23 protein-coding genes are annotated in these 24241 nt (G+C 71.2%); 15 read left to right on the forward strand and 8 right to left on the reverse strand.

Going from position 1 to position 24241, the window contains the following annotated elements; all coding sequences use genetic code 11:
- Positions 1-186 precede the first annotated feature (186 nt).
- Positions 187-1800, reverse strand: a complete 1614-nt coding sequence (locus tag GVN67_RS11195; protein ID WP_159995842.1) for an ATP-binding protein — start codon at positions 1798-1800, stop codon at positions 187-189.
- Positions 1801-1983: 183 nt separating this feature from the next.
- Between GVN67_RS11195 and GVN67_RS11200 the strand changes: the two genes are divergently transcribed.
- The 3 genes from GVN67_RS11200 (at position 1984) to GVN67_RS11210 (ending at position 3776) form a co-directional block, all read left to right on the forward strand.
- Positions 1984-2607, forward strand: a complete 624-nt coding sequence (locus GVN67_RS11200) for a response regulator transcription factor (RefSeq protein WP_159995844.1) — start codon at positions 1984-1986, stop codon at positions 2605-2607.
- Positions 2608-2720: 113 nt separating this feature from the next.
- The gene (locus tag GVN67_RS11205; protein WP_200845223.1) at positions 2721-3077 is read left to right on the forward strand and encodes a response regulator transcription factor; all 357 of its coding nucleotides are present in this window, start codon (positions 2721-2723) and stop codon (positions 3075-3077) included.
- Positions 3078-3251: 174 nt separating this feature from the next.
- On the forward strand, positions 3252-3776 hold the full coding sequence (locus GVN67_RS11210; RefSeq protein ID WP_159995848.1) for a helix-turn-helix transcriptional regulator: 525 nt from the start codon (positions 3252-3254) through the stop codon (positions 3774-3776).
- 53 nt (positions 3777-3829) lie between these two features.
- Here the strand turns inward: GVN67_RS11210 and GVN67_RS11215 are convergent, their stop codons facing one another.
- From GVN67_RS11215 to GVN67_RS11240, 6 genes are read right to left on the reverse strand one after another with little or no spacing between them, the layout of a single operon-like run.
- A complete protein-coding gene (locus tag GVN67_RS11215; protein ID WP_235035243.1) occupies positions 3830-5413 on the reverse strand; it encodes an MFS transporter in 1584 nt (527 codons plus the stop codon).
- Positions 5414-5468: 55 nt separating this feature from the next.
- Complete coding sequence (locus GVN67_RS11220; RefSeq protein WP_159995852.1) at positions 5469-6785, reverse strand: alginate export family protein; 1317 nt, start codon at positions 6783-6785, stop codon at positions 5469-5471.
- A complete protein-coding gene (locus tag GVN67_RS11225) occupies positions 6782-7174 on the reverse strand; it encodes a DoxX family protein (protein ID WP_159995854.1) in 393 nt (130 codons plus the stop codon). The genes GVN67_RS11220 and GVN67_RS11225 overlap by 4 nt, the downstream gene beginning before the upstream one ends.
- 1 nt (position 7175) lies before the next feature.
- Entirely contained in the window at positions 7176-9056 is a 1881-nt protein-coding gene (locus GVN67_RS11230; protein ID WP_159995856.1) for an amidohydrolase, read from the reverse strand.
- A gap of 32 nt (positions 9057-9088) precedes the next feature.
- Positions 9089-9349, reverse strand: a complete 261-nt coding sequence (locus GVN67_RS11235; RefSeq protein ID WP_159995858.1) for a DUF1427 family protein — start codon at positions 9347-9349, stop codon at positions 9089-9091.
- 34 nt (positions 9350-9383) lie between these two features.
- Entirely contained in the window at positions 9384-10037 is a 654-nt protein-coding gene (locus GVN67_RS11240; protein WP_159995860.1) for a hydrolase, read from the reverse strand.
- Between the two features lie 203 nt (positions 10038-10240).
- On the opposite strand from GVN67_RS11240, the gene GVN67_RS11245 reads away from it, so the two are divergent.
- Entirely contained in the window at positions 10241-10900 is a 660-nt protein-coding gene (locus tag GVN67_RS11245; RefSeq protein WP_159995862.1) for a hypothetical protein, read from the forward strand.
- On the opposite strand, the gene GVN67_RS11250 is transcribed toward GVN67_RS11245, so the two are convergent.
- The gene (locus GVN67_RS11250) at positions 10897-11778 is read right to left on the reverse strand and encodes a LysR substrate-binding domain-containing protein (protein WP_159995864.1); all 882 of its coding nucleotides are present in this window, start codon (positions 11776-11778) and stop codon (positions 10897-10899) included. The genes GVN67_RS11245 and GVN67_RS11250 overlap by 4 nt on opposite strands.
- 144 nt (positions 11779-11922) lie before the next feature.
- On the opposite strand from GVN67_RS11250, the gene GVN67_RS11255 reads away from it, so the two are divergent.
- The 11 genes from GVN67_RS11255 to selA all read left to right on the forward strand — a co-directional run bounded on the left by GVN67_RS11255 (position 11923) and on the right by selA (position 24226).
- The gene (locus tag GVN67_RS11255; protein ID WP_159995866.1) at positions 11923-12315 is read left to right on the forward strand and encodes a CidA/LrgA family protein; all 393 of its coding nucleotides are present in this window, start codon (positions 11923-11925) and stop codon (positions 12313-12315) included.
- Positions 12308-13024 carry an LrgB family protein gene (locus GVN67_RS11260; RefSeq protein WP_159995868.1) on the forward strand — a complete coding sequence of 239 codons (717 nt, stop codon included), beginning with the start codon at positions 12308-12310 and terminating at the stop codon, positions 13022-13024. Before GVN67_RS11255 ends, GVN67_RS11260 begins: the two co-directional genes overlap by 8 nt.
- 215 nt (positions 13025-13239) lie before the next feature.
- Positions 13240-14256, forward strand: a complete 1017-nt coding sequence (locus tag GVN67_RS11265; RefSeq protein ID WP_159995870.1) for a substrate-binding domain-containing protein — start codon at positions 13240-13242, stop codon at positions 14254-14256.
- Positions 14257-14269: 13 nt separating this feature from the next.
- The gene (locus tag GVN67_RS11270; RefSeq protein ID WP_159995872.1) at positions 14270-14782 is read left to right on the forward strand and encodes an AAA family ATPase; all 513 of its coding nucleotides are present in this window, start codon (positions 14270-14272) and stop codon (positions 14780-14782) included.
- A gap of 77 nt (positions 14783-14859) precedes the next feature.
- Positions 14860-15696 (forward strand): formate dehydrogenase accessory sulfurtransferase FdhD, encoded by an 837-nt coding sequence (gene fdhD / locus GVN67_RS11275; RefSeq protein ID WP_159995874.1) that lies wholly within the window; start codon positions 14860-14862, stop codon positions 15694-15696.
- A gap of 129 nt (positions 15697-15825) precedes the next feature.
- Complete coding sequence (locus GVN67_RS11280) at positions 15826-16929, forward strand: transglutaminase family protein (protein WP_159995876.1); 1104 nt, start codon at positions 15826-15828, stop codon at positions 16927-16929.
- 170 nt (positions 16930-17099) lie between these two features.
- Positions 17100-20189, forward strand: a complete 3090-nt coding sequence (gene fdnG, locus GVN67_RS11285; protein WP_159995878.1) for a formate dehydrogenase-N subunit alpha — start codon at positions 17100-17102, stop codon at positions 20187-20189.
- A 53-nt stretch (positions 20190-20242) separates the two neighbouring features.
- Entirely contained in the window at positions 20243-21172 is a 930-nt protein-coding gene (gene fdxH / locus GVN67_RS11290) for a formate dehydrogenase subunit beta (protein WP_200845225.1), read from the forward strand.
- The gene (locus GVN67_RS11295) at positions 21169-21879 is read left to right on the forward strand and encodes a formate dehydrogenase subunit gamma (RefSeq protein ID WP_159995882.1); all 711 of its coding nucleotides are present in this window, start codon (positions 21169-21171) and stop codon (positions 21877-21879) included. The genes fdxH and GVN67_RS11295 overlap by 4 nt, the downstream gene beginning before the upstream one ends.
- Positions 21880-21915: 36 nt before the next feature.
- Entirely contained in the window at positions 21916-22842 is a 927-nt protein-coding gene (fdhE, locus tag GVN67_RS11300; protein ID WP_159995884.1) for a formate dehydrogenase accessory protein FdhE, read from the forward strand.
- Between the two features lie 4 nt (positions 22843-22846).
- On the forward strand, positions 22847-24226 hold the full coding sequence (selA, locus tag GVN67_RS11305) for an L-seryl-tRNA(Sec) selenium transferase (protein WP_159995886.1): 1380 nt from the start codon (positions 22847-22849) through the stop codon (positions 24224-24226).
- The last annotated feature ends 15 nt before the right edge of the window (positions 24227-24241 follow it).

Raw genomic sequence — 24241 nt, forward strand, 5'->3', positions numbered from 1 at the left:
GTCTCGGGCGGGGCGTCCTGCCTCAGCCGCATCGGCAGCGGGGATCCTCGGGGTGAAGGGCTGGCCGGCGGCGGCTGCCGCCGGCGCGGCGAGTTCTGGCGCGGCGCGGGATTTCCGGCCAGTGAAATACTGTGAAAGCGTGGCGGCATCGCGTTCAGGCCAGGGCGCGTTCAGGCCGGGGCGCGTTCACGCCAGAGCGAGCGGCAGGGCCAGGCGCAGCCGGCCGCCGGGGCCGGGGTCGATGGCGATCATCCCGTCATGCGCCTCGACGATCGAGCGGCTGACCGCCAGCCCCAGCCCCATGCCCCCCGGCCGGGTGCTGAAGAAGGCGTCGAAGGCGCGCGCCGCCCCGTCGGCGCAGAAGCCCGGGCCGCTATCCTGCACGCGCAGCTCGGCCATGCCCTCCACCGCCTCGGCGCGCAGCAGCAGCCGGCGCTCGGCGGCGGGCAGCGCCTGCATGGCCTGCAGCGCATTGGTCGCCAGGTTGACGAACAGCTGCTGCAGCAGGATGCGGTCGCCGCGCAGCAGCAGCCCCGGCGCCAGCTCCAGCGTCAGGGCGACGCCGGCGGCCTGCAGCTCGCGCTGCACCAGGCGCAGCGCCTCGGCCACCAGCTCGGCCAGGTCCAGCGGCAGGCGCTCGGGCTCGGACTTGCCCAGCAGGTGGCGGATGCGGCGCACCACCTCGCCGCCATGCCGGGCCGAGGCGCCGACCTCCTCCAGCGCGGCGCGGGCCTCCTCCAGCTCCGGCGGGTCGCGGGTCAGCCAGCGGCGGGCGGCATCCGCCCCGGCGCGGATCGCCGACAGCGGCTGGTTCACCTCATGCGCGATGGCCGCCGCCAGCTCGCCCAGCGCCGCGACGCGGCCGGCGCGTTCCAGCTCGGCGCGCATGCTGGCCAGCATGTCCTGCATGCGGCGGCGCTCGGTGATGTCCAGCACGCTGGCCTGGACGCGGGCCAGGCTTTCGCCGGGCGGCGGGAAGTTCAGCGCGACGATGATGTCGACCGGCGAGCCGTCGGCCGCGCGCAGCCGCGCCTCGGCGGTGAAATGCGGCCGCCCCTCGTCGAGGGCGATCAGGCATTCGGCAAAGCTCTCGTCGGTCTCGGGCAGGAAATTGGCCAGGTGGGTGAAGAACTTTTCCTTCGACGGCACGCCGAGCAGCTTCAGCGCCGTGGTGTTGACGTCGGTGATGTTGACCAGCCGGCGGGTGGCGATGACGAAGTCGGGATGCTCGGCGAGATACCGCGGCAGGTCGGCGACGCCGGCCGCGCGCAGGTCAGCCAGCGCCTGCTGCACGGGCCGGAAGTCATGCTCCCAGATGCCGACGGCGAGCGTCTCGAAGATGGTGCGGTAGCGGGATTCGCTCGCCGCCAGCAGCCGCGCCTGCTCGGCCTGCAGCGCGCGGGCGGCGATGCTGCGCAGCGCCAGCAGGGTCGCGGCCCCCAGCGCCACCAGGCTGAAGACCAGGCGGAGCGTCGCCGGGGCCTCGCCCTGCAGCCCATGGCCGAGGCCGTAGCTGACCAAGGCGAGCGCGCCGCAGAGCAGCGCCAGCGCCACCACGCCGCGCTTCGGCAGGGTGTCGGCGGCCAGCAGCGGCACCAGGACGTAGAGGACGGCGATGGCGCTGGACAGGCTGGTGAAGCCGTCGACGGCGAAGACGCCGGCGACCAGCGCCAGCAGCAGGAACAGCCGGCGGCGGCGGCCCTGCGGCGACAGCCCGGCCACCGGGGCGCCCATCGGGATGCCCGTCGGTATGCCCGTCGGGGCGGCATCGGGGGGCAGGATTTGCCGTGCTGTCTGCATCCGGCGCTTCCCCCGCTGCGGCGCGTGCCTGCCGCCTGCCTAGGGCCTGGCGCGCCGCGCGGCCAGTTATACCTAGGTATGGGACGGTCCGCCGGCGTCACGATGCCGGGCCGGATCGATGCTTGCCCTGGGCGCCGGGACCGGGAAGATCGGCGCCGATGATCCGCCTCCAGGAGAGAGCCCATGCCTGCTGCCAAGGATGCCGAGCCGCAGCTGATCCTGGTGCTGGACGACGATGCGCGCATCCGCCGGGCGCTGGATTCGCTGCTGCGCTCGGTCGGCCACCGCACGGCGCTGTATGAATCGGCGCTCGAGCTGCTGGAGGCGCCGCTGCCGCCGGCCGCCGGCTGCCTGCTGATGGATGTGCGCATGCCGCGGATGAGCGGGCTGGAGCTGCAGGCGCGGCTGGCCGAGCGCGGCGAGCATCCGCCGATCGTCTTCATGACCGGCTATGGCGACGTGCCGATGTCGGTGAAGGCGATGAAGGCCGGCGCGGTCGATTTCCTGATCAAGCCGTTCCGCGACCAGGACCTGCTGGACGCCGTCGACCTGGCGCTGGGCCGCGACCGCGACCGGCGCCAGGCCAGCGCGGCGCTGGCCTCGGCGCGCGCGCTCTATGCCTCGCTGACCCCGCGCGAGGCGCAGGTCATGGCGCTGGTCACCTCGGGGCTGATGAACAAGCAGGTGGCCGGCGAGCTCGGCCTCAGCGAGATCACGGTGAAGCTGCATCGCTCCAGCCTGATGCGCAAGCTGGGCACCCGCAGCCTGGCCGACCTGGTGCGGCTGGCCCAGGTGGTGGGCATCTGAAACCTTCGCCCCCAACCATCGTATAGATGCCGCGCCGGGCGACGCCCCCTAGAAGGGGAGGAGCCGGCCATGACCGGGTTCAGGGACAGGACGTGCATCCACTCATTGCTCCCGTGATCACCCCGCTGATCGCGATCGTCGAGGATGACCGTCACGTCAGGACGGCCACCGCCAGCCTGCTGCGCGCCGCCGGCCATGCCTCGGAAGGCTTCGCCTCGGCCGAGGATTTCCTGTCGGTCGATGCGGGACGCTTCGCCTGCGTCATCTCCGACGTGCAGATGCCCGGGCGCTCGGGGCTGGAGCTGCTGGCGCTGCTGGCGGCGCGCGGCGGCCCGCCGGTGATCCTGATGACCGCCTTCCCCGACCCGCGGCTGGAGCGCCAGGCGCGGGCCGGCGGCGCGCTGGACTTCCTGGAGAAGCCCTGCGACCCGGACCGCATGCTGGCCAGCCTGGAGCGCGCCCTCGGCTGAGACGCGGCCTCTCCGCGACGGATGGGCCACCCCCTACGAAGGTATAGGGCCAGCCGGACGAAGGGCGCGTCCGGATCAATCCCCGTAGAATGGAGCGCGCGCCCCGGACCCCCCACCCTGGGCCCCGTCAGGCCGGCATCCCCGGCCATCCTTCAGGACGGAGCCTGCCTGAGCATGTCCAGCACCACCACCACCGCCTCGCCCCTGCCCGCGGCCCTGACCGTCTCCGCCAGCCTGACGCAGCTGCTGCAGGATGCCCGGGCGCTGCTGGGGCGCGACCAGCATGCGGCGGGGCTGATCCTCGACCGCGCCAGCCGGCTGCTGGCGCCGCCGCCGCCGCCACCCCCGGTCACGCCCGGGGGCCTGGCCGGCTGGCAAGTGGCGCGGCTGACCCGGCATGTCGAGGCGAGCCTGGGCGGGCCGATCCTGCAGAAGGATCTGGCCGCCGTTGCCCGGCTGAGCACCGGCCATTTCGCCCGCGCCTTCAAGCAGAGCTTCGGCATCACCGCCCATGCCTATGTCATGCAGCAGCGCATGGCCCGCGCCCGCCGGCTGATGCTGGAGACCGAGGCGCCGCTGAGCCAGGTGGCGCTGCTCTGCGGCATGGCCGACCAGCCGCATTTCTCCCGCGTCTTCCGCCGCATGGAGGGCAGCACGCCGATGGCCTGGCGCCGCCTGCAGCGCGCTGCCGCCCGCTGAGGCGGGACGGCCGGCAACGAGAAAGGGGGCGGACCCGGCGGTCCGCCCCCTTTTTATTCCTTCGACAGGCCGGGCTGCAGCGGCAGCAGGTGGCGCACCAGCGGCGGGGTGTCGCCGGAGTGGAAGCGCAGCACTGCCGCCTGCAGGTCGGCATCGGCATGCGAGACACGGTGGTGCTGGCGCAGATGCTCGGCCCAGCTTTCCACCAGGAACCATTCCAGCACGCGCTCCGGCTCGGCCACGTCCTCATGCACGCCCCAGGCGAAGGCGCCGTCGCGGCGACGCTCATCCGCCAGTTTTTGGAGCGCGCGGTGGAAGCCGGCGCGGTCGTCGGGCTTGATGCGGTACTCGATCTGGATCAGCACCGGGCCGCGGTCATGCGCGACCGGGTCGGCCAGCAGCGGCTCCGGCCAGTGGCGGGCGGCGACCAGGTCGCTCTCGCCGGCGGGCAGGCGCAGGCGGTGCATGACGATGCCGGCAGCCACCAGCAGCAGGGCGGCGGCGACCAGCGTGCCGGCAATCCCCAGAAGCTCGGCGACGGCGCCCCAGCCCAGGCTGCCGGCGGTCATCGCGCCGTTGAAGACGGTCAGATACACCGCCAGCGCCCGGCCGCGCACCCAGTTGGGCAGGATCGCCTGGGCGACGCCGTTCAACGTGGTCAGCGCCAGGATCCAGGCGGCGCCCAGCAGCAGCAGCACGATCGGCGCCAGCCAGCGCGGCGGGCCGGCGGCCAGCACCAGCATCACCAGCGCGGTCACCAGGGCGGCGGCCAGCATCAGCCCGTCGCCATCGAGCTTCGCCCGCAGCCGCGGCATGACCAGGGCGCCGCCGATGGCCCCTGCCCCCACCGCGCCCAGCAGCATGCCGTAATAGCCGGCATCGCCCCCCAGCAGCTGGCGCGCCACCAGCGGCAGCAGCGCCCAGACCGCGCTGGCGCAGCCGAAGAAGACGGCGGCGCGGACGAGCACCACATGCAGCTCGCGGCTGGCGCGGGCATAGCGCAGCCCGGCGCGGAAGGCGCCGCCGAAGCGCTCGGCCAGCGGGTCGGCCTCCTGCTTCGGCCGCTTCCACCACAGCAGCGCGCCGATGACGATGACGTAGCTGGCGACATCGACGCCATAGGTCAGCGAGGCGCCGAAGCCGGCCAGCAGCAGCCCGCCGGCGGCCGGGCCGATGGCGCGCGCGACATTGATGCCGAGCGAGTTCAGGGCCACCGCGCTCTTCACCTCCTTCGGCCCGACCAGGTCGGGGACGATGGCCTGCCAGGTCGGCGCCATCAGCGCCGCGCCGACGCCGCCCAGGAAGGTCAGCGCGACGAGGGCCGAGACGCTGATGGTGCCGCTGGCCGAGAGCACCACCAGCGTCAGGCTGACGCCGGCCAGCAGGAACTGCACCGCGATCAGGAAGCGGCGGCGGTCGAGGATGTCGGACAGCACGCCGGCCGGGATGGCCAGCAGGAAGACCGGCAGGGTGGCTGCGGCCTGGATCAGCGACACCGCGGCCGGACCGGCGGCGAGCTCGGTCACCAGCCAGCCGCTGGCGACATCGCGCATGAAGCTGCCGATATTGCCGGTGATGGTGGCGATCCACAGCACCAGGAAGGCGGTCTGGCCCAGGGGGGCGAAGGGAGAACCCATGGGAGAACTGGGTGGGGCCGCGGTTTTTGCCTCGGGCATGGCCGGGTCCTTTCGGTCAGAACGTCAGAGAGAGGGCGGCGGCCAGGAAGTCGACATCGCGACCGCCGGCCTGGGCCAAGGCGGGGCCGACATCGAAATGCACGTACCAGGCGCGGATTTCGGCATGCGGGCTGATCTTCCAGCGCGCCGAGGCCTGGAACTGTTTTCCGACATCGCGGCTGCCGCCGGCGGTCTGCGGCAGGGGGCCGAAGGGCACCGGGCGATAGACGGCGTCCTCGCGCTGCTGCCGCCACAGGAAGTCGAGGCCGAATTCCAGCGTGACATCCGGCAGCGGCGTCAGCCGCAGGCTGGGATAGAGGTCCACCAGATTGGCCGGCGCCACCAGCCCGGCCTCGGTGAAATACGGCACCTTGGGGTAGAGGGCGTTGAAGGTCTCCAGCCGCCCGTCGCGCGGATTGCCGTCGCCGCTGGCGATATCCGCCTTCAGCCCGAGCCGCGGCGACCAGGGCAGGTTTCCCGCTGTGACGCCAAGATCGGCGGAGGCGGTCCAGGCGCGGATCTGCTGCGTGCCGAAGCTGCCGGTCTGGCCGGCGAGCTCGACGTCGTGGTCGAAGGCGCCCTGCCGGCCAAACAGGCGGACGCCAAAAGTCTGGCGCTGCTCGAAGGCGGTGCCGGCGCTGAAGCGGGCGGCTTCGCGCTCATAGCCCAGGACATAGAGATCGGCCGACAGCCCGGCCGCCAGCGGGATCGTGCCGTAGCCGCCGAAGAAGGCCTCGCCGCGGTTGCTGCTGTCGTCGAAGGCGCCGCCCAGCGGCTGCACCGGCCGCGTGGCGAACAGATCCAGCTTCGTCCCCTGCGGCCCGGCCAGCATCAGCCTTCCGCCATCGAAGGCGCGGCGCAGATTGGGGCCGTCACGCTCGGAGACCAGCCGGCCGGAGCCGAAATTCATCTCCTGCCGGCCGCCGCGCAGGGTCAGCCGCCAATCCGTGTCCAGGTCGATGCCAAGGTCCAGAAAAGCCTGTGCGATGTCGCCACGGTTCTCCTGGGTGGCGCTCAGGCTGCCGCCGCGATTGTCGAAGGCGTCGAAGCGGCCGAGCTGCAGAAACGCGCGGAAATTCTCCGAGAGGGTCAGGTCGGCCTGCAGCAGCAGGCGCTGCAGCAGATAGTGGTTGCTGCCTGGCGCCCCCGGCGCGCGGCCGATGGAGAAGCCCGGGTTGCTGAAGCTCTCGAAGCGTTCGCGCAGCTGCCCGCCCAGCGACAGGCGGGCCTCGCCGCCGAGCGGGATGTCTTTCAAGGGGTCGAAGGGATCGGCGGCGGCCAGCGGCGATGCGAGCAGCAGCAGCGCCGTGGTGGAAATGGCCAGAAGCTTCATGCCCGGCGCGCCAGCCAGCCCTTGTCGTACAGGGCCACCAACAAAAAGGCGCCGGCCAGGCCGAGGTGCTCGAAGAAGGCATTCGCCGCCATGAAGCGCGGCTGGCCGGGCGGCATCTCCCAGTAGCGCAGCGCGACGAAGGTGGCGGCCAGGGTGAAGCCGCCCAGCGCCAGCGCCCCCAGCCAGCGCAGCCGGCCCGAGAGGATCATCGCGCTGGCGCCGAGCTCGAGGAGGATGGTGCCGATGGTGACGAGCAGCGGGAAAGGCAGCCCGAAATGGGCCGCTTCCGCGATGCCGCCCTGCAAATCCAGCAGCTTGTTCAGCCCGCCCTGCAGATAGGCGGCGCAAAGCCCGAGCAGCCCGAGCCAGGCGAGCAGGCGTGCCCCCATCTCAGAAGGCCCAGCAGGAGCAGCCGAGCGCCCCCCAGAAGGCGCCCTTGTCGCTGGAAGGCGCCTCGGCCGCCCAGGCCTGGGCATGGCCATGGCCATGGACGTTGCAGGCGCTGTCGCAGCAGCGGGACTGCGCCAGGAACTGGCTGGCCCCCTTCTGCGCCCCCCTTTGGGCGGCGCGCTGCTGGTAGCCGCCGAAATGGTTGACCGGCGACCAGTCCGGCATGGCCGGCGGCAGCGGCGGCGACAGCCTGGCGAAATCGCCGGCGCCATGGACGATCTTGCCGCCGACGATGGTCAGGTCCGCGGTGATGTCCTGGATCTCGTCGCCGGGGATGGCGAACAGGTCGCGGTCGAGCACGGCGACATCGGCGAGCTGGCCGACGATCACCTGGCCCTTCTGGCCTTCCATATTGGCGAACCAGGTGACCTTCTCGGTCAGCATGCGCAGCGCCGTCTCGCGGTCGAGGGTGTTGTGCTCGGGGGTGATGCGCATCCCGCCGACGGTGCGGCCGGTGGCCAGCCAGTAGAGCGCCACCCAGGGGTTGTAGGAGGCGACGCGTGTCGCATCCGTCCCCGCCGAGACCTTGACGCCCATCTCCAGCATCTTGGCGACGGGGGGCGTCGCCTCGGCGGCGCGGGCGCCGTAGCGCTCGACGAAATATTCGCCCTGATAGGCCATGCGGTGCTGCACGGCGACGCCGCCGCCCAGGCGCGCGATCCGCTCCAGCGACTTCTCGGTCACCGTCTCGGCATGGTCGAAGATCCAATGGAGATCGCCGATCGGCATCTCGGCATCGACCTTCTCGAAGACGTCCAGCGCCCGGCTGATCGTCTGGTCATAGGTCGCGTGCAGCCGCCAGGGCCAGCGGTTCTGCACCAGCACGCGGGCGACCTGCTCCAGGTCCTCCTCCATGCTGGCGGGCATGTCCGGGCGCTCGACGCGGAAATCCTCGAAATCGGCGGCGGAATAGACCAGCATCTCGCCGGCGCCGTTCAGGCGGAAATAGTCGTCGCCCTGCTGGTACTTGTTCTCCGAGGTCCAGCGGAGGAAATCTTCCTTCTCCTGCTTGGGCTTCTGGGTGAACAGGTTGTAGGCGATGCGCACCGTCAGCTCGCCGTCATCGGCCAGCTTGCGGATCACGTCGTAATCGTCGGGGTAGTTCTGGTTGCCGCCGCCGGCATCGATGGCGCTGGTGACGCCGAGGCGATTGAGGTCGCGCAGGAAATGCCGCGTCGAGTTCAGCTGGTAGTCGAAGGGCAGCTTCGGGCCGCGCGCCAGGGTGGCGTAAAGGATGGTGGCGTTCGGCTTGGCCAGCAGCAGCCCGGTCGGCGTGCCGTCGGGGCCGCGCTGGATCTCGCCCCCCGGCGGGTTGGGGGTGTCCTTGTCGTAGCCGGCGGCGCGGAGTGCGGCGGCGTTCAGCAGCGCGCGGTCATAGAGATGCAGGATGAAGACCGGCGTCTCGGGGGCGATCGCGTTGATCTCGTCCAGCGTCGGCAGGCGTTTTTCCACGAACTGGTGCTCGGTGAAGCCGCCGACGATGCGCACCCATTGCGGCGGCGGCGTCACCGCAACCTGGCGCTTCAGCATGGCCATGGCGTCGGCGAGGCTGCGCACCCCGTCCCAGCGCAGCTCCATGTTGAAGTTCAGCCCGCCGCGGATGACATGCAGGTGGTTGTCGAACAGCCCCGGCACCAGGCGCCGGCCGCCCAGGTCGATGACCTGCGTGGCCGGCCCGGCGCCGGGCATGATGTCCTTCAGATCGCCGACCGCCGAGAAGCGGCCGGCGGTGATGGCCACCGCCTCGGGCGCGGGGTTGCCGCGGTCCAGCGTGGTGATCCGGCCATTGTGCAGGATCATGTCGGGCGCGGCATCGGCCATCGTTTTTCCAGTCTTCTTCCGGTAGGGGCAGCTCAGGCCTTGTCCGACGGCGGCGAGGCCGCGCCGGGCAAAGGCCCAAAGACATGCTGGCGGCAATCGGCCTTGACGACGGACAGGCGGATGCCATGCCCCTCCATCAGGTGGCGGGCCACCGGGATCAGCTGCTCGCCGAGCAGGATCCCGAGCAGCCCGATCAGCGCCACCACCGGCGGCGCCGGCGAGCGCACGCCGAGCAGGCTGTAGACGACGCCGACCAGCAGGCCGGCGCCGAGCGCCATCAGATAGATCTTCATGCCGATCTCCATGACGGGCGCGCCCGCGAAGGCCTCAGCCCTCGTGCGCGTTGAACATCGTCTTGGCGTAGGTGATGCCGATGCCATAGGCGCCGCCCAGCTTCTTGGCGATGCCGGTGGTCATGTCGTAGGTCTCGGTGCGGGCCCAGTCGCGCTGCATCTCCAGCAGGTACTGCAGCGCGGTGATCGGCTGCGCGCCGACCTGGATCATGCGCTGCATGGCGCGCTCATGCGCCTCGTCGGAGACGTCGCCGCAGGCGTCGGCGATGACATAGACCTCGAAGCCCTGGTCAATGGCAGAGAGCGCCGGGCCGACGATGCAGACCGAGGTCCACAGCCCCGACAGCACGATGCGCTTCTTGCCGATGCGGTTGATCTCGGCGATCACCGCCGCGTCTTCCCAGGTGTTCATCGAGGTGCGGTCGAGCAGCGCCTGGCCCGGGAAGGCCGCGGTGATCTCCTCGAACATCGGGCCGGAGAAGGACTTTTCCGCGACCGTGGTCAGGATCGTGGAGGCGCCGAAGCCGGCCGCGGCATGGGCGACGAGGGCCGCGTTGTTGCGCAGCGTCACCGCGTCGATCGACTTGGTGGCGAAGGACATCTGCGACTGGAAGTCGATCATGATCAGCGTGTGGTCGGTGGGCGTCAGCAGCTTCGCGCCGGGGGTCGGGGTGGCGGCGAGGGTCATGGCGGCGGCTCCGTGGCTTGGGAGGGACAGCGGACCGGTCCCCCCTCATGCTGGGCACCCTAGCCAGGGGCGGGCAGCGGGGATTGGCCGATGCGGGCGTTTTTGTCCCTGGGCGACATCGCGTGCCAAAGCTTGGCCTTTGCCCGCAACGAAGCAGCGCCTATAGCCAGCGGATGGCAGGGTTCGGGCAGATTCGCGGGGCGATGGGGCTGCTGCTGGCGCTGGCGGCCCTGGCCGGCTGCCGCGAGGAGGTGGCCGACCCGCTGCTGCAGACGCCGCTGGCGGAATGGCGCCGGCTGCAGCTGCCCAGCCAGCTGCTCAAGCCCGGCCAGGGCGGCACGCTGCGGCTGCCGCAGACCACAGCCATCAGCTGCATCCCGCCCAGCGCCGCCAATGCCTTCGCCAGCTGCGACTTCTTCCTCTACGAGGCCGATGGCCGGCTGGTCCCGGCCGAGGCCAATGCCGCCGAGCCCTCGCCCGGCCGGCCGGTGCTGCGGGTCAGCATGGTGCTGGAGCCCGAGGCCTATGCGGCGCAGCGGCGGATGACGCGGGCCGATCCGGCGCGCTGGCCGGCCACCCCGGCGCCGCTGCCGCAGCCGCCGGTGCGCCAGGCGCTGGAAGGGGTCAAGGAGGGGCGGCCCTTCGCTTTGGGCTGCTGGGCGCGGCCGCCGCATGAGGCGCTGGGCGACTATGCCTGCCGGCTGGCGATCGGCCAGGCGGGGCCGGCCGCGACCCTGGTCGAATTCGCCGCCGAGGCGCCGCCGGGCGACGGCATGGCCCCCGCCGACCGCGCCCGCCTGCGCCACATTTTTGCGCTGGTCACGGCGGTCGAGGCTTCCTTTCGGGACGAGGGCGACCCTTAGAGCCCCATGTGCTCGCGGACGACGGCCACCCAGGCGCGGGCGGCGTCGGACAGCGGCGAATCACGGCGCCAGACCATGCCGGCGCGCCAGCGCAGGTCGGGCTCGTCGATCAGGGCGGTGGCAAGGCCGAGGCCCGGGCGGCTTTCCAGCATCAGCCGCGGCAGCACCGCGACGCCCAGCCCGGCCGCGGCCAGCGCGATGATGAAATCGGCCTGGCCGCTGCGCGCCGCCTCGCGGGGGGCGAAGCCGCGGCGGCGGCAGGCGCTCTCGATCAGGTCGTTCAAGGCGAAACCCTGCTCGAACAGGATGAAGGCGCTGTCCTGCAGCGCGCCCAGCCGGATCTTCTCGGCCCCCTCCAGCGGGTGGCCGGGGGGCAGCACCGCCATCAGCGGGTCGTCGCGCACCTCCTGCCAGTGCAGCGCGTCGGGCACCGGATGCAGCGCGATGGCCAGGTCCAGCTGCCCGGCCAGCACCGCCTCCTGCAGCCTTCGGCCGCCCTGCTCGCTCAGGTCGATGGTGATGCCGGGGAAGCGGGCGCGGAAGGCGGCGACCAGCGGCGCGAAGAGCACGGCGCTGCCGAAGCTGGGCAGGCCGAGCCGCAGCCGCCCCTGCAGCAGCCCGCGGCTGGCGGCGATCTCGGCCAGCATGGCCTCGCGCTGCTCCAGCATCGCCGTCGCATGGCGCAGCACCACGGCGCCCAGGCTGGTCAGCGCCACGCCCTGGCCCAGCCGGATCAGAAGCGGCCCGCCCAGTTCCTCCTCCAGCTGGCGCACCGCCTTGCTGATGGTGGGCTGGGTGGCGGCGATGCGGCGGCCGGCGGCGGAGAAGCCGCCCTCCTGCGCCACGGCGGCGAAGGCACGCAGCGCGCGCAGGTCCATCAACCTTTTCCTATTCCCAGATGGAATGCAGGAAATTCCATCAATTCATTTCAGGCATACTGCATTGCGGCATAAAACGAAAATATGTCAGCCACCACGTCCCTTTCTGGCGCTTTTGCAGGCGATTCCCCCGGATCGCGGCGGATGCCGCGGCTCGGCCGCCTGCTGCGCATGCAATTGCACCGCAGCGCGGCAGCCCAGGTCGCGCTGCTGACCGCGCTGTGGTGGGGCGCCAGCCAGCTCGGCGCCCTGGCGCGGCTGCCGCTGCCGGGCTCGATCCTGGGCATGCTGCTGCTGCTGGGGCTGGTCGGCGGCGGGGTGCTGCCGGTGCGCTGGATCCGCCAGGGCGCCTCGCTGCTGCTGGGCCATCTGGTGCTGTTCCTGATCCCGCCGATGCTGGCGCTGATCGAGCATCCGGACCTGCTCAGCCTGGTCGGGCTGAAGCTGCTGGGCGCCATCCTGCTGGGCACGCTGGTGGTCATGGCCGGCACCGCCAAGGTGATCGACCTCTGCCTGGCCCGCAGCACCCATGCCTGACACGGCCGCGGCGCTGGGCTGGGCGGAGCTCGCGACCAGCGCCGCGGTCTGGAGCGCTGTGACGCTCGGCCTCTATTTCGGCTTCCGCCGGCTGCACCAGCGCTTCCGCGCCTGGTGGAGCAACCCGCTGCTGGCCACCTGGCTGGGCTGCATGGCGATCGTGCTGGGCTCGGGCAGCGACTATCGCCACTACCTCTCTGGCACCGGCTGGCTGGCCATGCTGCTGGGCCCGGCGACGGTCGCCTTCGCCCTGCCGGTCTATGAGCAGCGCCATGTCATCCGCCGCCACTGGAAGGTGCTGCTGATCGGCGTGGTCACCGGCAGCCTGCTGTCGGTCGGCGTCTCCTGGGGGCTGGCCGTGCTGCTGCACCTGTCGCCGGAACTGCGCGCCAGCCTGCTGCCGCGCTCGATCACCACGCCGCTGGCCATGTCGATCGCCGGCAAGACCGGCGGCATCCCCGGGCTGACCGCCACCTTCACCGCCATCACCGGCCTGTTCGGCGCCGCCTGCGGCGGGCTGATGGGGCGGCTGCTGCGGCTGCAGAGCGGCTTCGCCCGCGGCGCGCTCTACGGCATGGGCGCGCATGGCGCCGGCGTCGCCCGCGCCTACCAGGTCGGCCGCGAGGAAGGCTCGATCGCCAGCACGGTGATGGTGGTGGCCGGGGTGCTGAACGTGGCTGTCGCCAGCCTGCTGGTGGCGCTGCTGTAGCGAGGTGGCTTGAGGTGGGATCACCGGAAAGCCTGAATCACGCGATCAAACCGGCGGCCGTCGCGCAGCCGTGACCGGGCCGCGGCGCGGGCGATGACGATTCGACTCTGTAACAGTCCTGCAGCGCTGGCTAGCCTCGGCGTGGCGCCCATCCCGGGCGCCGCGCCGAGGGCTGGGGCATGTCGTTGCCGCGTGCATCCAGGATCGTCGCTGCTGTGCTGCTGGCGGCCCTCGCCGTGCCGGGGCTCGCCCGCGCCCAGCCGCGCGAGGTGGCGCTGGTCACCGGCAGCTCCACCGTCTTCCCCTTCAGCCGCGCCGTCGCCGAGGCGGTGGGGCGGGCCGGCGGCGGCCCGCGGGTGCAGGTCGCCAGCACCGGCACCGTGCATGGCTTCGCGCAATTCTGCCGCAGCGCCGGGCTGGGCGCGCCGGATGTGCAGGACGCCTCGCGCCGCATCACCGCCGGCGAGTTCAGCCTGTGCCTGCGCAACGGCGTCAACGAGATCATGGAGATTCCGATCGGCTTCGACGGCATCGTCGTCGCCCATCGCCGCGGCCTGCCCTCGCCCGACTTCACCCTGGCGCAGCTCTGGCTGGGCGTCGCCCGGCAGGTGCCGCAGGGCGGCCGGATGGTGGCCAATCCCTACACGCGCTGGCGGCAGATCTCGCCATCGCTGCCCGACTGGCCGATCCGGGTGATCGGGCCGCCGCCGAGCTCCGGCACCCGCGACAGCTTCGTCGAGCTGGTGCTGGGCACCGCCTGCGCCGCCGCCCCCGAGGTGCGCGCCGTGGCTGAATCGGCCGAGCGCGCCCGGCTCTGCACCGCGCTGCGCGAGGACGGCGCCTGGACCGATGCCGGCGAGGACGACCAGGCCATCATCCGCCAGATCGTCGAGGGCGCCGACGGGGTGCTGGGCATCTTCGGCTTCAGCTTCCTGGAGGCGGCGCTGGACCGCATCGAGGGCGCCTCGATCGAGGGCGTCGACGACACCGCCGAGACCATCGCCTCCGGCCGCTATCCGCTGGCGCGGCCGCTCTACCTCTACGTCAAGCGGCCGAACCTCGACCGGGTGCCGGCGCTGCGCGAGTTCCTGGCCGAATACGCCTCCGAGCGGGCGCTGGGGCGCGAGGGCTACCTGGCGCGGCTCGGCCTGGTGCCGCCCTCGCCGATCCGGCTGCGGGTGATCCAGGACACGGTGCGCGACCGCACCATCATGCTGCGCCGCCCCGGCTGAGCCGGCGGGGCCGATGCTGATCGTCTTCTCCGGCCTGCCCGGCGTCGGCAAGACCACGCTGGCGCGGCGGCTCGCCGCCGAGCGCCGCGCCACCTATCTGCGCATCGACACCATCGAGCAGGCGCTGCGCGATTCCGGCATGCTGGCCGGCGCGGTCGGCCCGGCCGGCTATGTCGTGGCCTATGCCCTGGCCGAGGCCAATCTGCGCCAGGGCCAGGTGGTGGTGGCCGACGGCGTCAACCCGCTGCCCGTCACCCGCGCCGCCTGGCGTGGCGTCGCCGCCGCGGCCGGGGTCGCCGCCATCGAGCTGGAGATCACCTGCGGCGACCCGGCCGAGCATCGCCGCCGGGTCGAGGGCCGGGTCGCCGACATCCCGGGCCATGCCCAGCCGGACTGGGCTTCGGTGCAGCGCCACGACTATGCCGCCTGGGACACGCCGCGGCATGGGCTGGACACCGCCGGCCTGCCGCTGGAAGCAGCGATGGCCCGGCTGCGCGCGCTGGTCGACGGGCCGCCGCCGGGTTGAGCATGGCGCCCCCGAGCATGGCGCCGGGTGGCGCCCCGCCCTATCTGTGCCAGGGTCCGGCAGAGGGAGCCCGCGCCATGGCCGACACGCTGACCAGCCCGACCGCGCTGTGCCCCAGCTGGTCCTGGCAGGACGCCGCCCCCGCCGCCGCGCCGGGCGAGCGGCTGCTGCCCGAGGAAGTGCCCGTCGCCCTGACCTATGGCCGCGCCACCCAGGCGGTGATGATGGCGACGCCCGCCGACCTCGAGGATTTCGCCATCGGCTTCAGCCTGACCGAGGGGCTGGTCGCGTCGCCCGACGACATCCTGGAGCTGGAGATCCGCCCCGGCCCGCGCGGCATCGAGCTGCGCATGGAGCTGGAGGAAAGCCGCCAGGCGGCGCTGGCCGAGCGCCGCCGCTTCATGGCCGGGCCGGTCGGCTGCGGGCTGTGCGGGCTGGACAGCCTGGAGGCGACGCTGCGGCCGCTGCCCGCCGTCCCCGCCGGGCCGCGCCTGCCCGCCAGCGCCGTCGCCGCGGCGCTGGACGCCATGGCCGGGCGCCAGGCGCTGCACCGCGCGACCCAGGGCGCCCATGCCGCCGGCTTCTGGCACCCGGCGCGCGGGCTGCTGGCGCTGCGCGAGGATGTCGGCCGGCACAATGCGCTGGACAAGCTGGTCGGCGCCATCCGCCGCCAGGGGCTGGACCCGGCCGAGGGCGCGGTGGTGATGACCAGCCGCGTCTCGGTCGAGCTGGTGCAGAAGACCGCGCTGCTGGGGGCGGCGATCCTGGTCGCGGTCTCGGCGCCGACGGCGCTGGCGGTGCGCAGCGCCGAGGCCTGCGGACTGACCCTGGTGGCCCGCGCCCGCGCGCCCCGCTTCGAGGTCTTCTGCCATGCGCACCGGCTGGTCGCCGATGACGGGGCCGGCGGCCGGTAGAAATTGGCCCGATCGCCGCGCGCGGCTTGCAGCCGCCACCCGGCTTGGGGCATTTCTTCCACAGAGTGGCACGACAGACGCCCTGCCCGGCGGGTGCCGCCCTTCCTGTCCGTTCGCACGAGGTCCCTCATGCAGCGCCGCGCCCTCGCCTCCCTGCTGGCCGCCCTGCCGGTCGCCCTGCCGGTCGCCGGCGCCCTCGCCCGGCCCGCCGCCGCGCAGACGCCGGCTGCCCCCACGCTGGCCCCCGCGCCCGCTGGCTGGCGCCGCTTCGAGCTCACCACCCGGGTCACCCTGCCGGACGGCCCCGGACCAGCGCAGCTCTGGCTGCCGCTGGCGCAGACCGCCGGCGGCTACCAGGCCGGGCTCGACCTGCGCTGGGACAGCGCGGCGCGCGGCGGCGTGGTGCAGGATGCCCGCTATGGCGCGTCGCTGCTGAAGCTGGACTGGGCCGCTGAGCATGCCGGGCCGCGCAGCCTGGAGCTGGTGCAGACGGTCGCCACCCGCGACCGCCAGGGCGTGGCCACCGGCCTGCCGGCGACCAGCGCCGAGCGTGCCTTCTGGCGGGAGCCGACCGAGAGCGTGCCGGTCGACGGCATCGTCAAGGCCACAGCCGAGCGCATCACCGCCGGCATCACCGAGCCGCGGGCCCGGCTGCGCGCCCTCTATGACTGGGTGGTCGACAACACCGCCCGCAACCCGGAGACCCCGGGCTGCGGCATCGGCGATGTGCGCGGCATGCTGGAGAGCGGCAACCTCTCGGGCAAATGCGCCGATATCAACGGGCTGATGACCGGGCTGGCGCGGGCCGCGGGCTTTCCGGCGCGCGACGTCTATGGCATCCGCGCGGTGCCCTCGGCGCAGTTCCGCACGCTGGGCGCGACCAGCGCCGATGTCTCCAAGGCGCAGCATTGCCGCGCCGAGGCCTATCTGGAGGGCGAGGGCTGGTTCCCGCTGGACCCGGCCGATGTGCGCAAGGTGGTGCTGGACCACAAGCTGGCGGTCGACAGCCCAGAGATCCGCGCCTTGAGAGAAAAGCTGTTCGGGCACTGGGAGATGAACTGGGTCGGCTTCAACAGCGCGACCGACATCGTCCTGCCGGGGGCGCTGGGGCAGCAGAAGCCGAACTTCGCCTTCCTGATGTACCCTTGCGCCTTCACCCCGGCCGGCCAGCCCGACTGCCTGGATCCGTCGAGCTTCCGCTATGCGATCACGGCGCGGGAAGTGATCGCCTGAGGGCGGCCCGCGCGGCGGCAGTTGAGACTTATTCTCATCGAGTCGTCACGTGATAGCCGCCAAGGAATAGCGTGGCGTTTATCCGGCACGCAGACATCTTGACTTCGCCGGGCACGGTCGACAACTGTTTCTGGTTAAGGCGCGACAAGCTCCGATAAGGGGAGGACCCAATGAATATGGAACTCTCGCGGCGCGGCTTCATGAAAGCTGCCGGCGCGGGTGTGGCGGCGACATCTCTGGGGGCGATGGGCTTTGGCGGGGCCGAGGCGGCCGTCATCGCCCATGTCCGGCCGATGAAGCTGGCCAGCACCACGGAGACCCGCAACACCTGCACCTATTGCTCGGTCGCCTGCGGCGTCATCCTCTATTCCAAGGGTGACGTGCGGAAGGGCGAGCGCGCCGAGCTGGTGCATGTCGAGGGTGATGCCGACCACCCGACCAATCTCGGCACCCTCTGCCCCAAGGGCGCGGCGCTGAAGGATTTCGTCCGGGCCGAGACGCGGCTGCGCCAGCCGATGCACCGCCGCCCGGGCTCCGACAAGTTCGAGCCGATCACCTGGGACGCCGCGCTGGATCGCATCGCGCGGCTGATGAAGGACGATCGGGACGCGAACTTCATCGCGACCAATGCCGAGGGCGTGCCGGTCAACCGCTGGGCGACCACGGGCATGCTGGCGGCCTCCGCCACCACCAACGAGACGGCCTGGACCACCTTCAAGGTGGCCAAGACGCTCGGCATCGTAGGGTTCGATAACCAGGCGCGCGTCTGACACGGCCCCACGGTGTCCAGTTTGGGCCCGACATTTGGCCGTGGCGCGATGACGAATGCCTGGACCGATATCAAGAACACCGACCTCGTCGTCGTCATGGGCGGCAATGCGGCGGAAGCGCATCCCTGCGGCTTCAAATGGGTGACCGAGGCCAAGGCGCATCGGGGCGCCAAGCTGATCGTCGTCGATCCGCGCTATACCCGCACGGCCTCCGTCTCGGACGTCTATGCGCCGATCCGGCAGGGCTCGGACATCGCCTTCCTGAACGGGGTGATCAATCACTGCATCCAGAACGACAAGGTGCAGTGGGAATATACCAAGGCCTATACCAACGCGTCCTTCATCGTGAAGGAAGGCTTCGGCTACGCCGACGGGCTCTTCACCGGCTATGACGAGGAGAAGCGCGACTACGACCGCTCGAGCTGGGACTACGAGTTCGGCGAGGACGGCTTTGCCAAGGTCGATCCCACGCTCACGCATCCGCGCTGCGTCTGGAACCTGCTGAAGCAGCACGTCGCCGCCTACACGCCGGAGCTGGTCGAGCGCATCTGCGGCACGCCGCGGCAAAAGTTCCTGCAGATCGCGCAGATGATCGGCGAATGCTCGTCGCCGGTGAAGACCATGACCTCGATGTATGCGCTGGGCTGGACGCAGCATTCGCATGGCGCGCAGAACATCCGCGCCATGGCCATGCTGCAGCTGATCCTGGGCAATATCGGCGTGCGCGGCGGCGGCATGAACGCGCTGCGCGGGCATTCCAACATCCAGGGCCTGACCGATCTCGGCCTGATGTCGCATCTGCTCACCGGCTACCTGAACATGCCGACGGAGAAGGAGCCCGACTACAAGACCTATCTGAGCTCCCGCCAGTTCCGGCCGCTGCGGCCGGGCCAGACCAGCTACTGGCAGAACTACTCGAAGTTCATGGTCAGCTTTCAGAAGGCCATGTGGGGCGATGCCGCCACGGCCGAGAACGACTGGTGCTACCACTATATCCCGAAGCTGGACGTGCCGGCCTACGACATCCTGCGCATGTTCGAGCTGATGAACCATGGCAAGGTGAACGGCTATCTCTGCCAGGGCTTCAACCCGGTTCTGGCCTTCCCCAACCGGGGCAAGGTGGTGGCCGGCCTGTCGAAGCTGAAGTTCCTGGTCACCATGGACCCGCTGGAGACCGAGACCGCCCGCTTCTGGGAGAATCACGGCCCCTATAACGACGTCGACACCAAGGCGATCCAGACCGAGGTCTTCCAGCTGCCGACGGTCTGCTTCGCCGAGGACCAGGGCTCGCTGACCAATTCCGGCCGCTGGCTGCAATGGTTCTGGCCCGCCGCCACGCCCCCGGGCGAGGCCAAGGCCGATACCTGGATCATGGCGCAGATCTTCCTGCGCATGCGGGAGATGTACCGGAAGGAAGGGGGGGCTTTCCCCGACCCGATCCTCAACCTGTCCTGGCAGTACCATAACCCCGGCGAGCCGGAGCCCGAGGAGCTGGCCAAGGAGATCAATGGCCGCGCGCTGACCGACCTGCGCGACCCCGCCGACCCGAGCAAGATCCTGGTCGCCGCCGGCAAGCAGGTGGTCAACTTCTCCCAGCTGCGCGACGACGGCTCCACCATGTCGGGCTGCTGGATCTATTCCGGCTGCTTCAACGAGGCCGGCAACAACATGGCGCGCCGGGACAATCACGACCCGGACAATACGGGGGCCCATCCCAACTGGACCTTCGCCTGGCCGCTGAACCGGCGCACCCTGTACAACCGCGCTTCCGCCGATCTCGACGGCAAGCCCTGGGACCCCTCCCGCAAGCTGCTGGAATGGGATGGGGCGAAGTGGACCGGCTATGACGTGCCGGATATCGCGCCGACCGCGAAGCCGCGCGACGTCATGCCCTTCATCATGAACCAGGAAGGCGTCTCGCGCCTCTTCGCCCGCGGCATGCTGCGCGACGGCCCCTTCCCCGCGCATATGGAGCCTTTCGAAAGCCCGATCGCCAACCCCTTCAACCCGAAGATGCGCGGCAACCCCGTCGCCCGCATCTTCGAGAGTGACGTGGCGCAGTTCGGGACCTCGGAAGAATTCCCCTACGCGGCGACGTCCTATCGCCTGACGGAACACTTCCACTACTGGACCAAGCACAACCGGGTGAATGCGGCGCTGCAGCCTGAATTCTTCGTCGAGCTCTCCGAGGAGCTGGCGCGGGAGAAGGGCATCACCCTGGGCGGCTGGGTGCGGGTCTGGTCGAAGCGCGGCTCGGTGCATGCCAAGGCGGTGGTGACCAAGCGGATCCGGCCGCTGATCTGCGACGGCAAGACCGTGCATGTCATCGGCATCCCGCTGCATTGGGGCTTCGTCGGTGCCGCGAAGAAGGGCTTCGGCCCGAACTCGCTCAGCCCCTTCGTCGGTGAGGCGAATATCGAGACGCCTGGCTACAAGGCCTTCCTCGTCAATATCGAGCCCAGCAACGGTCCGGGGGGTGTGACGGCATGAGCGGCAGCACCGATAGCCCGCGCACGGCGGTCAGCAACCCGCCGGTGCAGCCCATGGCCAGCAATCTGGGGGCCGGCGACGTGATCCGCCGCTCGGCCACCAGCGAGTTGCCGCCGCCGACGCGGCAGCTGACGCCGGTCGCCAAGCTGATCGACGTGTCCAAATGCATCGGCTGCAAGGCCTGCCAGTCGGCCTGCATCGAATGGAACGACACCCATCCAGCGATCGGCGAGAATGTGGGGGTCTATGAGAACCCGCATGACCTGACCGAGAACATGTTCACCCTGATGCGCTTCACCGAATGGGTGAACCCGGCGACGGACAGCCTGGAATGGCTGATCCGCAAGGATGGCTGCATGCATTGCGCCGATCCGGGCTGCCTGAAGGCCTGCCCGGCGCCCGGCGCCATCGTGCAGTATTCCAACGGCATCGTCGACTTCATACACGAGAACTGCATCGGCTGCGGCTATTGCGTGAAGGGGTGCCCCTTCAACATCCCGCGCATCTCCAAGGCCGATCACCGTTCCTACAAATGCACCCTCTGCTCCGACCGTGTCGCGGTGGGCCAGGGGCCGGCCTGCGCCAAGGCCTGCCCGACCCAGGCCATCGTCTTCGGCACCAAGGAGGACATGAAGAAGCATGCCGAGGGCCGCATCGCCGACCTGAAGTCGCGTGGCTACGACCAGGCCGGGCTCTACGACCCGCCCGGCGTCGGCGGCACCCATGTGATGTACGTCCTGCACCATGCCGACAAGCCGCAGATCTATGCCGGCCTGCCGGAGAACCCGTCGATCTCGCCTCTCGTCCAGAGCTGGAAGGGCGTGACCAAGTATGTGGGCATCGCCGCCATGGGCTTCATGGCGGTGGGCAGCCTGGTGCATGGCGTCTTCGGCCGCGCCAACCGCGTGACGCGGGAGGAGGAGGAGGCGGCCGAGCGCCTGGTCGACAGCGCCGGGCCCCCGCCGCCGGGGCCGCGCCCATGAGCACGCCGCCCCGCCCCGCCAAGCCGCGCCTGGTCTATGCCCAGCCCGGCGACGCCGTCGAGCCCGGCCATCCGGTCACCGTCAGCCGCTATGGCCCCTGGGCGCGGGTCAACCACTGGATCACCGCCAGCAGCCTGATCCTGCTGGCGATCTCCGGCCTGGCGCTGTTCACGCCGGCGCTGTTCTTCCTGACCACCCTGTTCGGCGGCGGGCAGAACACGCGGGCGCTGCATCCCTGGATCGGCGTGCTGCTCTTCGTCAGCTTCTTCGTCTTCTTCGCCCAGCTCTGGCGCGCCAACCTGCCGGCGAAGGTGGATGTCGTCTGGCTGTCGAAGATCAAGGACGTCGTCGGCGGGCATGAGGAAAACCTGCCGGAGCTCGGCAAGTACAATGCCGGCCAGAAGTTCATCTTCTGGGGCATGGCGGCGCTGATCCTGCTGCTGATCGCGACCGGGGTGATGATCTGGGAGCAGTATTTCTCGGCCTATTTCGGCATCCCGCTGCGGCGCTGGGCGGTGCTGGTGCATTCCATCGCGGCGGTGCTGATCATCTGCATCTTCATCCTGCACGTCTATGCGGCGATCTGGACCCGCGGCACGCTGCGCGCCATGACCCGCGGCACCGTCACCGGCGGCTGGGCCTGGCGCCATCACCGCAAATGGCTGCGCGAGCTGGCCGGCCTGCGCCGGCGTGGCCCCGCTGAGTAAAGCCTTCAGGGAGGCGTGGCCGGTGCGGCCCGCGCGATGAGCATGTCTGGATTCCAGGGACTGCAGCCCGATCCTTCGATGATCGGGCGGCTGGTGAAGCCGGCTTTTTGTCTGTTGCCCGACCCGGGGCCGCTCTTCGCGATGCGCGCGGCGCGCTTCCGGGTGCTGGCGGAGGGCCACGCGCTGGCGCCCTACCTGACCTTCCTCGCCGGGCTTTGCGAGGCGCAGGCTGCCCTGGCCGCCGCGCTGCCGCCGCTGGCGCCGCCCTCCCCGGCGCTGCTGGCGCGGGCGCGGGAGAACGGCATGCCGCCGCTCGACCGCCCGGCCCTCGCCGGCGACGCCGTGCTGGCCGAGACCGTCACGCGCTTCCTCGACGCCATCAGCGACCTAGCGATGCCGGCCCCCGCCACGGCCGCCCTCGCCGATCTGCGCCGCATCGACGGCGCGGAACTGAAGAAGATGCTGGCCAATGTGCTGGCGGATGCCATGCCGGCGGAAAGCTTGCCGCAGCATCTGTTCCTGGCCGCCGCCATGCAGCTGCACATGGCCCGCGCCGCCGCGGCGCTGGACGCCAAGGCGCTGCTGCCGCTGGCCACCGGCCTCTGCCCGGTCTGCGGCGGGCCGCCGGTCGCCTCGATGGTGGTCGGGCGCCAGGGCGCCGAGGGCGCGCGCTACGCCGCCTGCGCCTGCTGCAACAGCCAGTGGAACGAGGTGCGCATCAAATGCCTGTCCTGCGGCAGCACCAAGGGCATCGGCTACCAGTCGCCCGAGGGCGAGGACCTGCCGGTGGTGAAGGCCGAATGCTGCGACAGCTGCCAGTCCTGGGTGAAGATCTTCTACCAGGACAAGAACCCCTCGCTGGAGACGGTAGCCGACGACGTGGCCAGCCTCGGCCTCGACCTGATGATGCAGCAGACCGCCTATCGCCGTGCCGGCTTCGATCCTTTCCTGGTCGGGTATTGATCGCATGTCGGCCGATCTGCGCGCCCTGCCCTCGATCGACCGCCTGCTCGGCGAGGCCGCCTCGCTGGTCGCGGCGCATGGCCGGGCGGCGACCGCCCAGGCCCTGCGCGACACGCTGCAGGCGGTGCGCGACCACCGCCCCGACCCGCTGCCCGATGCCGCCGCGCTGGTCGCCGAAGCCGCGGCGCGGCTGGCCAGGCAAGCGCGCCCCGGGCTGCGGCCGATCTTCAACCTGACGGGCACGGTGCTGCACACCAATCTCGGCCGCGCGCTGCTGGCCGAGGTGGCGATCGAGGCGGCGACGGCCGCCATGCGCGATGCCGTCGCCCTGGAATTCGACCTCGACACCGGCCGCCGCGGCGAGCGGGATTCGCATCTGCGCGGGCTGCTCTGCGAGCTGACCGGCGCCGAGGATGCGACGGTGGTCAACAACAATGCCGCTGCCGTGCTGATCGCGCTGAACACGCTGGGCGCGGGGCGGGAGGCGGTGGTCTCCCGCGGCGAGCTGATCGAGATCGGCGGCGCCTTCCGCATGCCCGACATCATGGCCCGCGCCGGGGTGCGCCTCGTCGAGGTCGGCACCACCAACCGCACCCATCCGAAGGACTATCTCGGCGCCATCACCCCGGAGACCGGGCTGATCCTGAAGGTGCATACCTCGAACTACCGCATCGAGGGCTTCACCGCCGAGGTCAGCGGCGCCGCCTTGGCGAAGATCGCCACGGACAAAAAGGTGCCGCTGCTGAACGACCTGGGGTCGGGCACGCTGGTCGACCTGTCGCGCTATGGCCTGGCGCGGGAGCCGACGGTGCGGGAGGCGGTGGCCGAGGGCGCTGACCTGGTCACCTTCTCCGGCGACAAGCTGCTGGGCGGGCCGCAGGCGGGCTTCATCCTCGGCCGGCGCGACCTGATCGCCGCCATCAACCGCAACCCGATGAAGCGGGCGCTGCGCCTCGACAAGATCCGGCTGGCGGCGCTGGAGGCGACCCTGCGCCTCTATCGCGACCCCGACCGCCTGGCCGAGCGGCTGCCGACGCTGGCCCTGCTCGCCCGCCCGCAGGCCGAGATCGAGGCCCAGGCGCGCCGCCTGGCGCCGCAGGTCGCGGCCCTGCTGCCGGCCGGGCTGGATGTCGAGCCGGCCGAATGCCGCAGCCAGATCGGCTCCGGCGCGCTGCCGCTGGAGACGCTGCCGAGCCATGCCCTGCGCCTGACCGCCCCCGGCGGCCGCGCGCTGGAGGCGCTGCAGGCGGCGCTGCGCGACCTGCCGCGGCCGGTGGTCGGGCGGATCCAGGACGGCGCGCTGCTGCTCGACCTGCGCTGCCTGACCGAGGAGGCGCTGTTCCTCGACACCCTGGCGGCGCTGCCCCGTGCCGCGCTGGCTTGACCGGCTGCGCCCGCG

Source organism: Roseomonas sp. 18066 (genome assembly GCF_902706185.1).
Taxonomy (GTDB): Bacteria; Pseudomonadota; Alphaproteobacteria; order Acetobacterales; family Acetobacteraceae; genus Pseudoroseomonas.

Bases quoted from the DNA above. Each gene is read 5' to 3' on its own strand.
- GVN67_RS11280 (WP_159995876.1), top strand. From the start codon at position 15,826: ATGCAGCGCCGCGCCCTCGCCTCCCTGCTGGCCGCCCTGCCGGTCGCC.
- GVN67_RS11220 (WP_159995852.1), bottom strand. From the start codon at position 6,785: ATGAAGCTTCTGGCCATTTCCACCACGGCGCTGCTGCTGCTCGCATCG.
- GVN67_RS11210 (WP_159995848.1), top strand. From the start codon at position 3,252: ATGTCCAGCACCACCACCACCGCCTCGCCCCTGCCCGCGGCCCTGACC.
- GVN67_RS11270 (WP_159995872.1), top strand. From the start codon at position 14,270: ATGCTGATCGTCTTCTCCGGCCTGCCCGGCGTCGGCAAGACCACGCTG.
- fdxH (WP_200845225.1), top strand. From the start codon at position 20,243: ATGGCCAGCAATCTGGGGGCCGGCGACGTGATCCGCCGCTCGGCCACC.
- GVN67_RS11195 (WP_159995842.1), bottom strand. From the start codon at position 1,800: ATGCAGACAGCACGGCAAATCCTGCCCCCCGATGCCGCCCCGACGGGC.
- GVN67_RS11225 (WP_159995854.1), bottom strand. From the start codon at position 7,174: ATGGGGGCACGCCTGCTCGCCTGGCTCGGGCTGCTCGGGCTTTGCGCC.
- GVN67_RS11230 (WP_159995856.1), bottom strand. From the start codon at position 9,056: ATGGCCGATGCCGCGCCCGACATGATCCTGCACAATGGCCGGATCACC.
- GVN67_RS11235 (WP_159995858.1), bottom strand. From the start codon at position 9,349: ATGAAGATCTATCTGATGGCGCTCGGCGCCGGCCTGCTGGTCGGCGTC.
- GVN67_RS11240 (WP_159995860.1), bottom strand. From the start codon at position 10,037: ATGACCCTCGCCGCCACCCCGACCCCCGGCGCGAAGCTGCTGACGCCC.
- GVN67_RS11215 (WP_235035243.1), bottom strand. From the start codon at position 5,413: ATGGGTTCTCCCTTCGCCCCCCTGGGCCAGACCGCCTTCCTGGTGCTG.
- GVN67_RS11250 (WP_159995864.1), bottom strand. From the start codon at position 11,778: ATGGACCTGCGCGCGCTGCGTGCCTTCGCCGCCGTGGCGCAGGAGGGC.
- GVN67_RS11255 (WP_159995866.1), top strand. From the start codon at position 11,923: ATGCCGCGGCTCGGCCGCCTGCTGCGCATGCAATTGCACCGCAGCGCG.
- fdhD (WP_159995874.1), top strand. From the start codon at position 14,860: ATGGCCGACACGCTGACCAGCCCGACCGCGCTGTGCCCCAGCTGGTCC.
- GVN67_RS11260 (WP_159995868.1), top strand. From the start codon at position 12,308: ATGCCTGACACGGCCGCGGCGCTGGGCTGGGCGGAGCTCGCGACCAGC.
- GVN67_RS11245 (WP_159995862.1), top strand. From the start codon at position 10,241: ATGGGGCTGCTGCTGGCGCTGGCGGCCCTGGCCGGCTGCCGCGAGGAG.
- selA (WP_159995886.1), top strand. From the start codon at position 22,847: ATGTCGGCCGATCTGCGCGCCCTGCCCTCGATCGACCGCCTGCTCGGC.
- GVN67_RS11295 (WP_159995882.1), top strand. From the start codon at position 21,169: ATGAGCACGCCGCCCCGCCCCGCCAAGCCGCGCCTGGTCTATGCCCAG.
- GVN67_RS11200 (WP_159995844.1), top strand. From the start codon at position 1,984: ATGCCTGCTGCCAAGGATGCCGAGCCGCAGCTGATCCTGGTGCTGGAC.
- fdhE (WP_159995884.1), top strand. From the start codon at position 21,916: ATGAGCATGTCTGGATTCCAGGGACTGCAGCCCGATCCTTCGATGATC.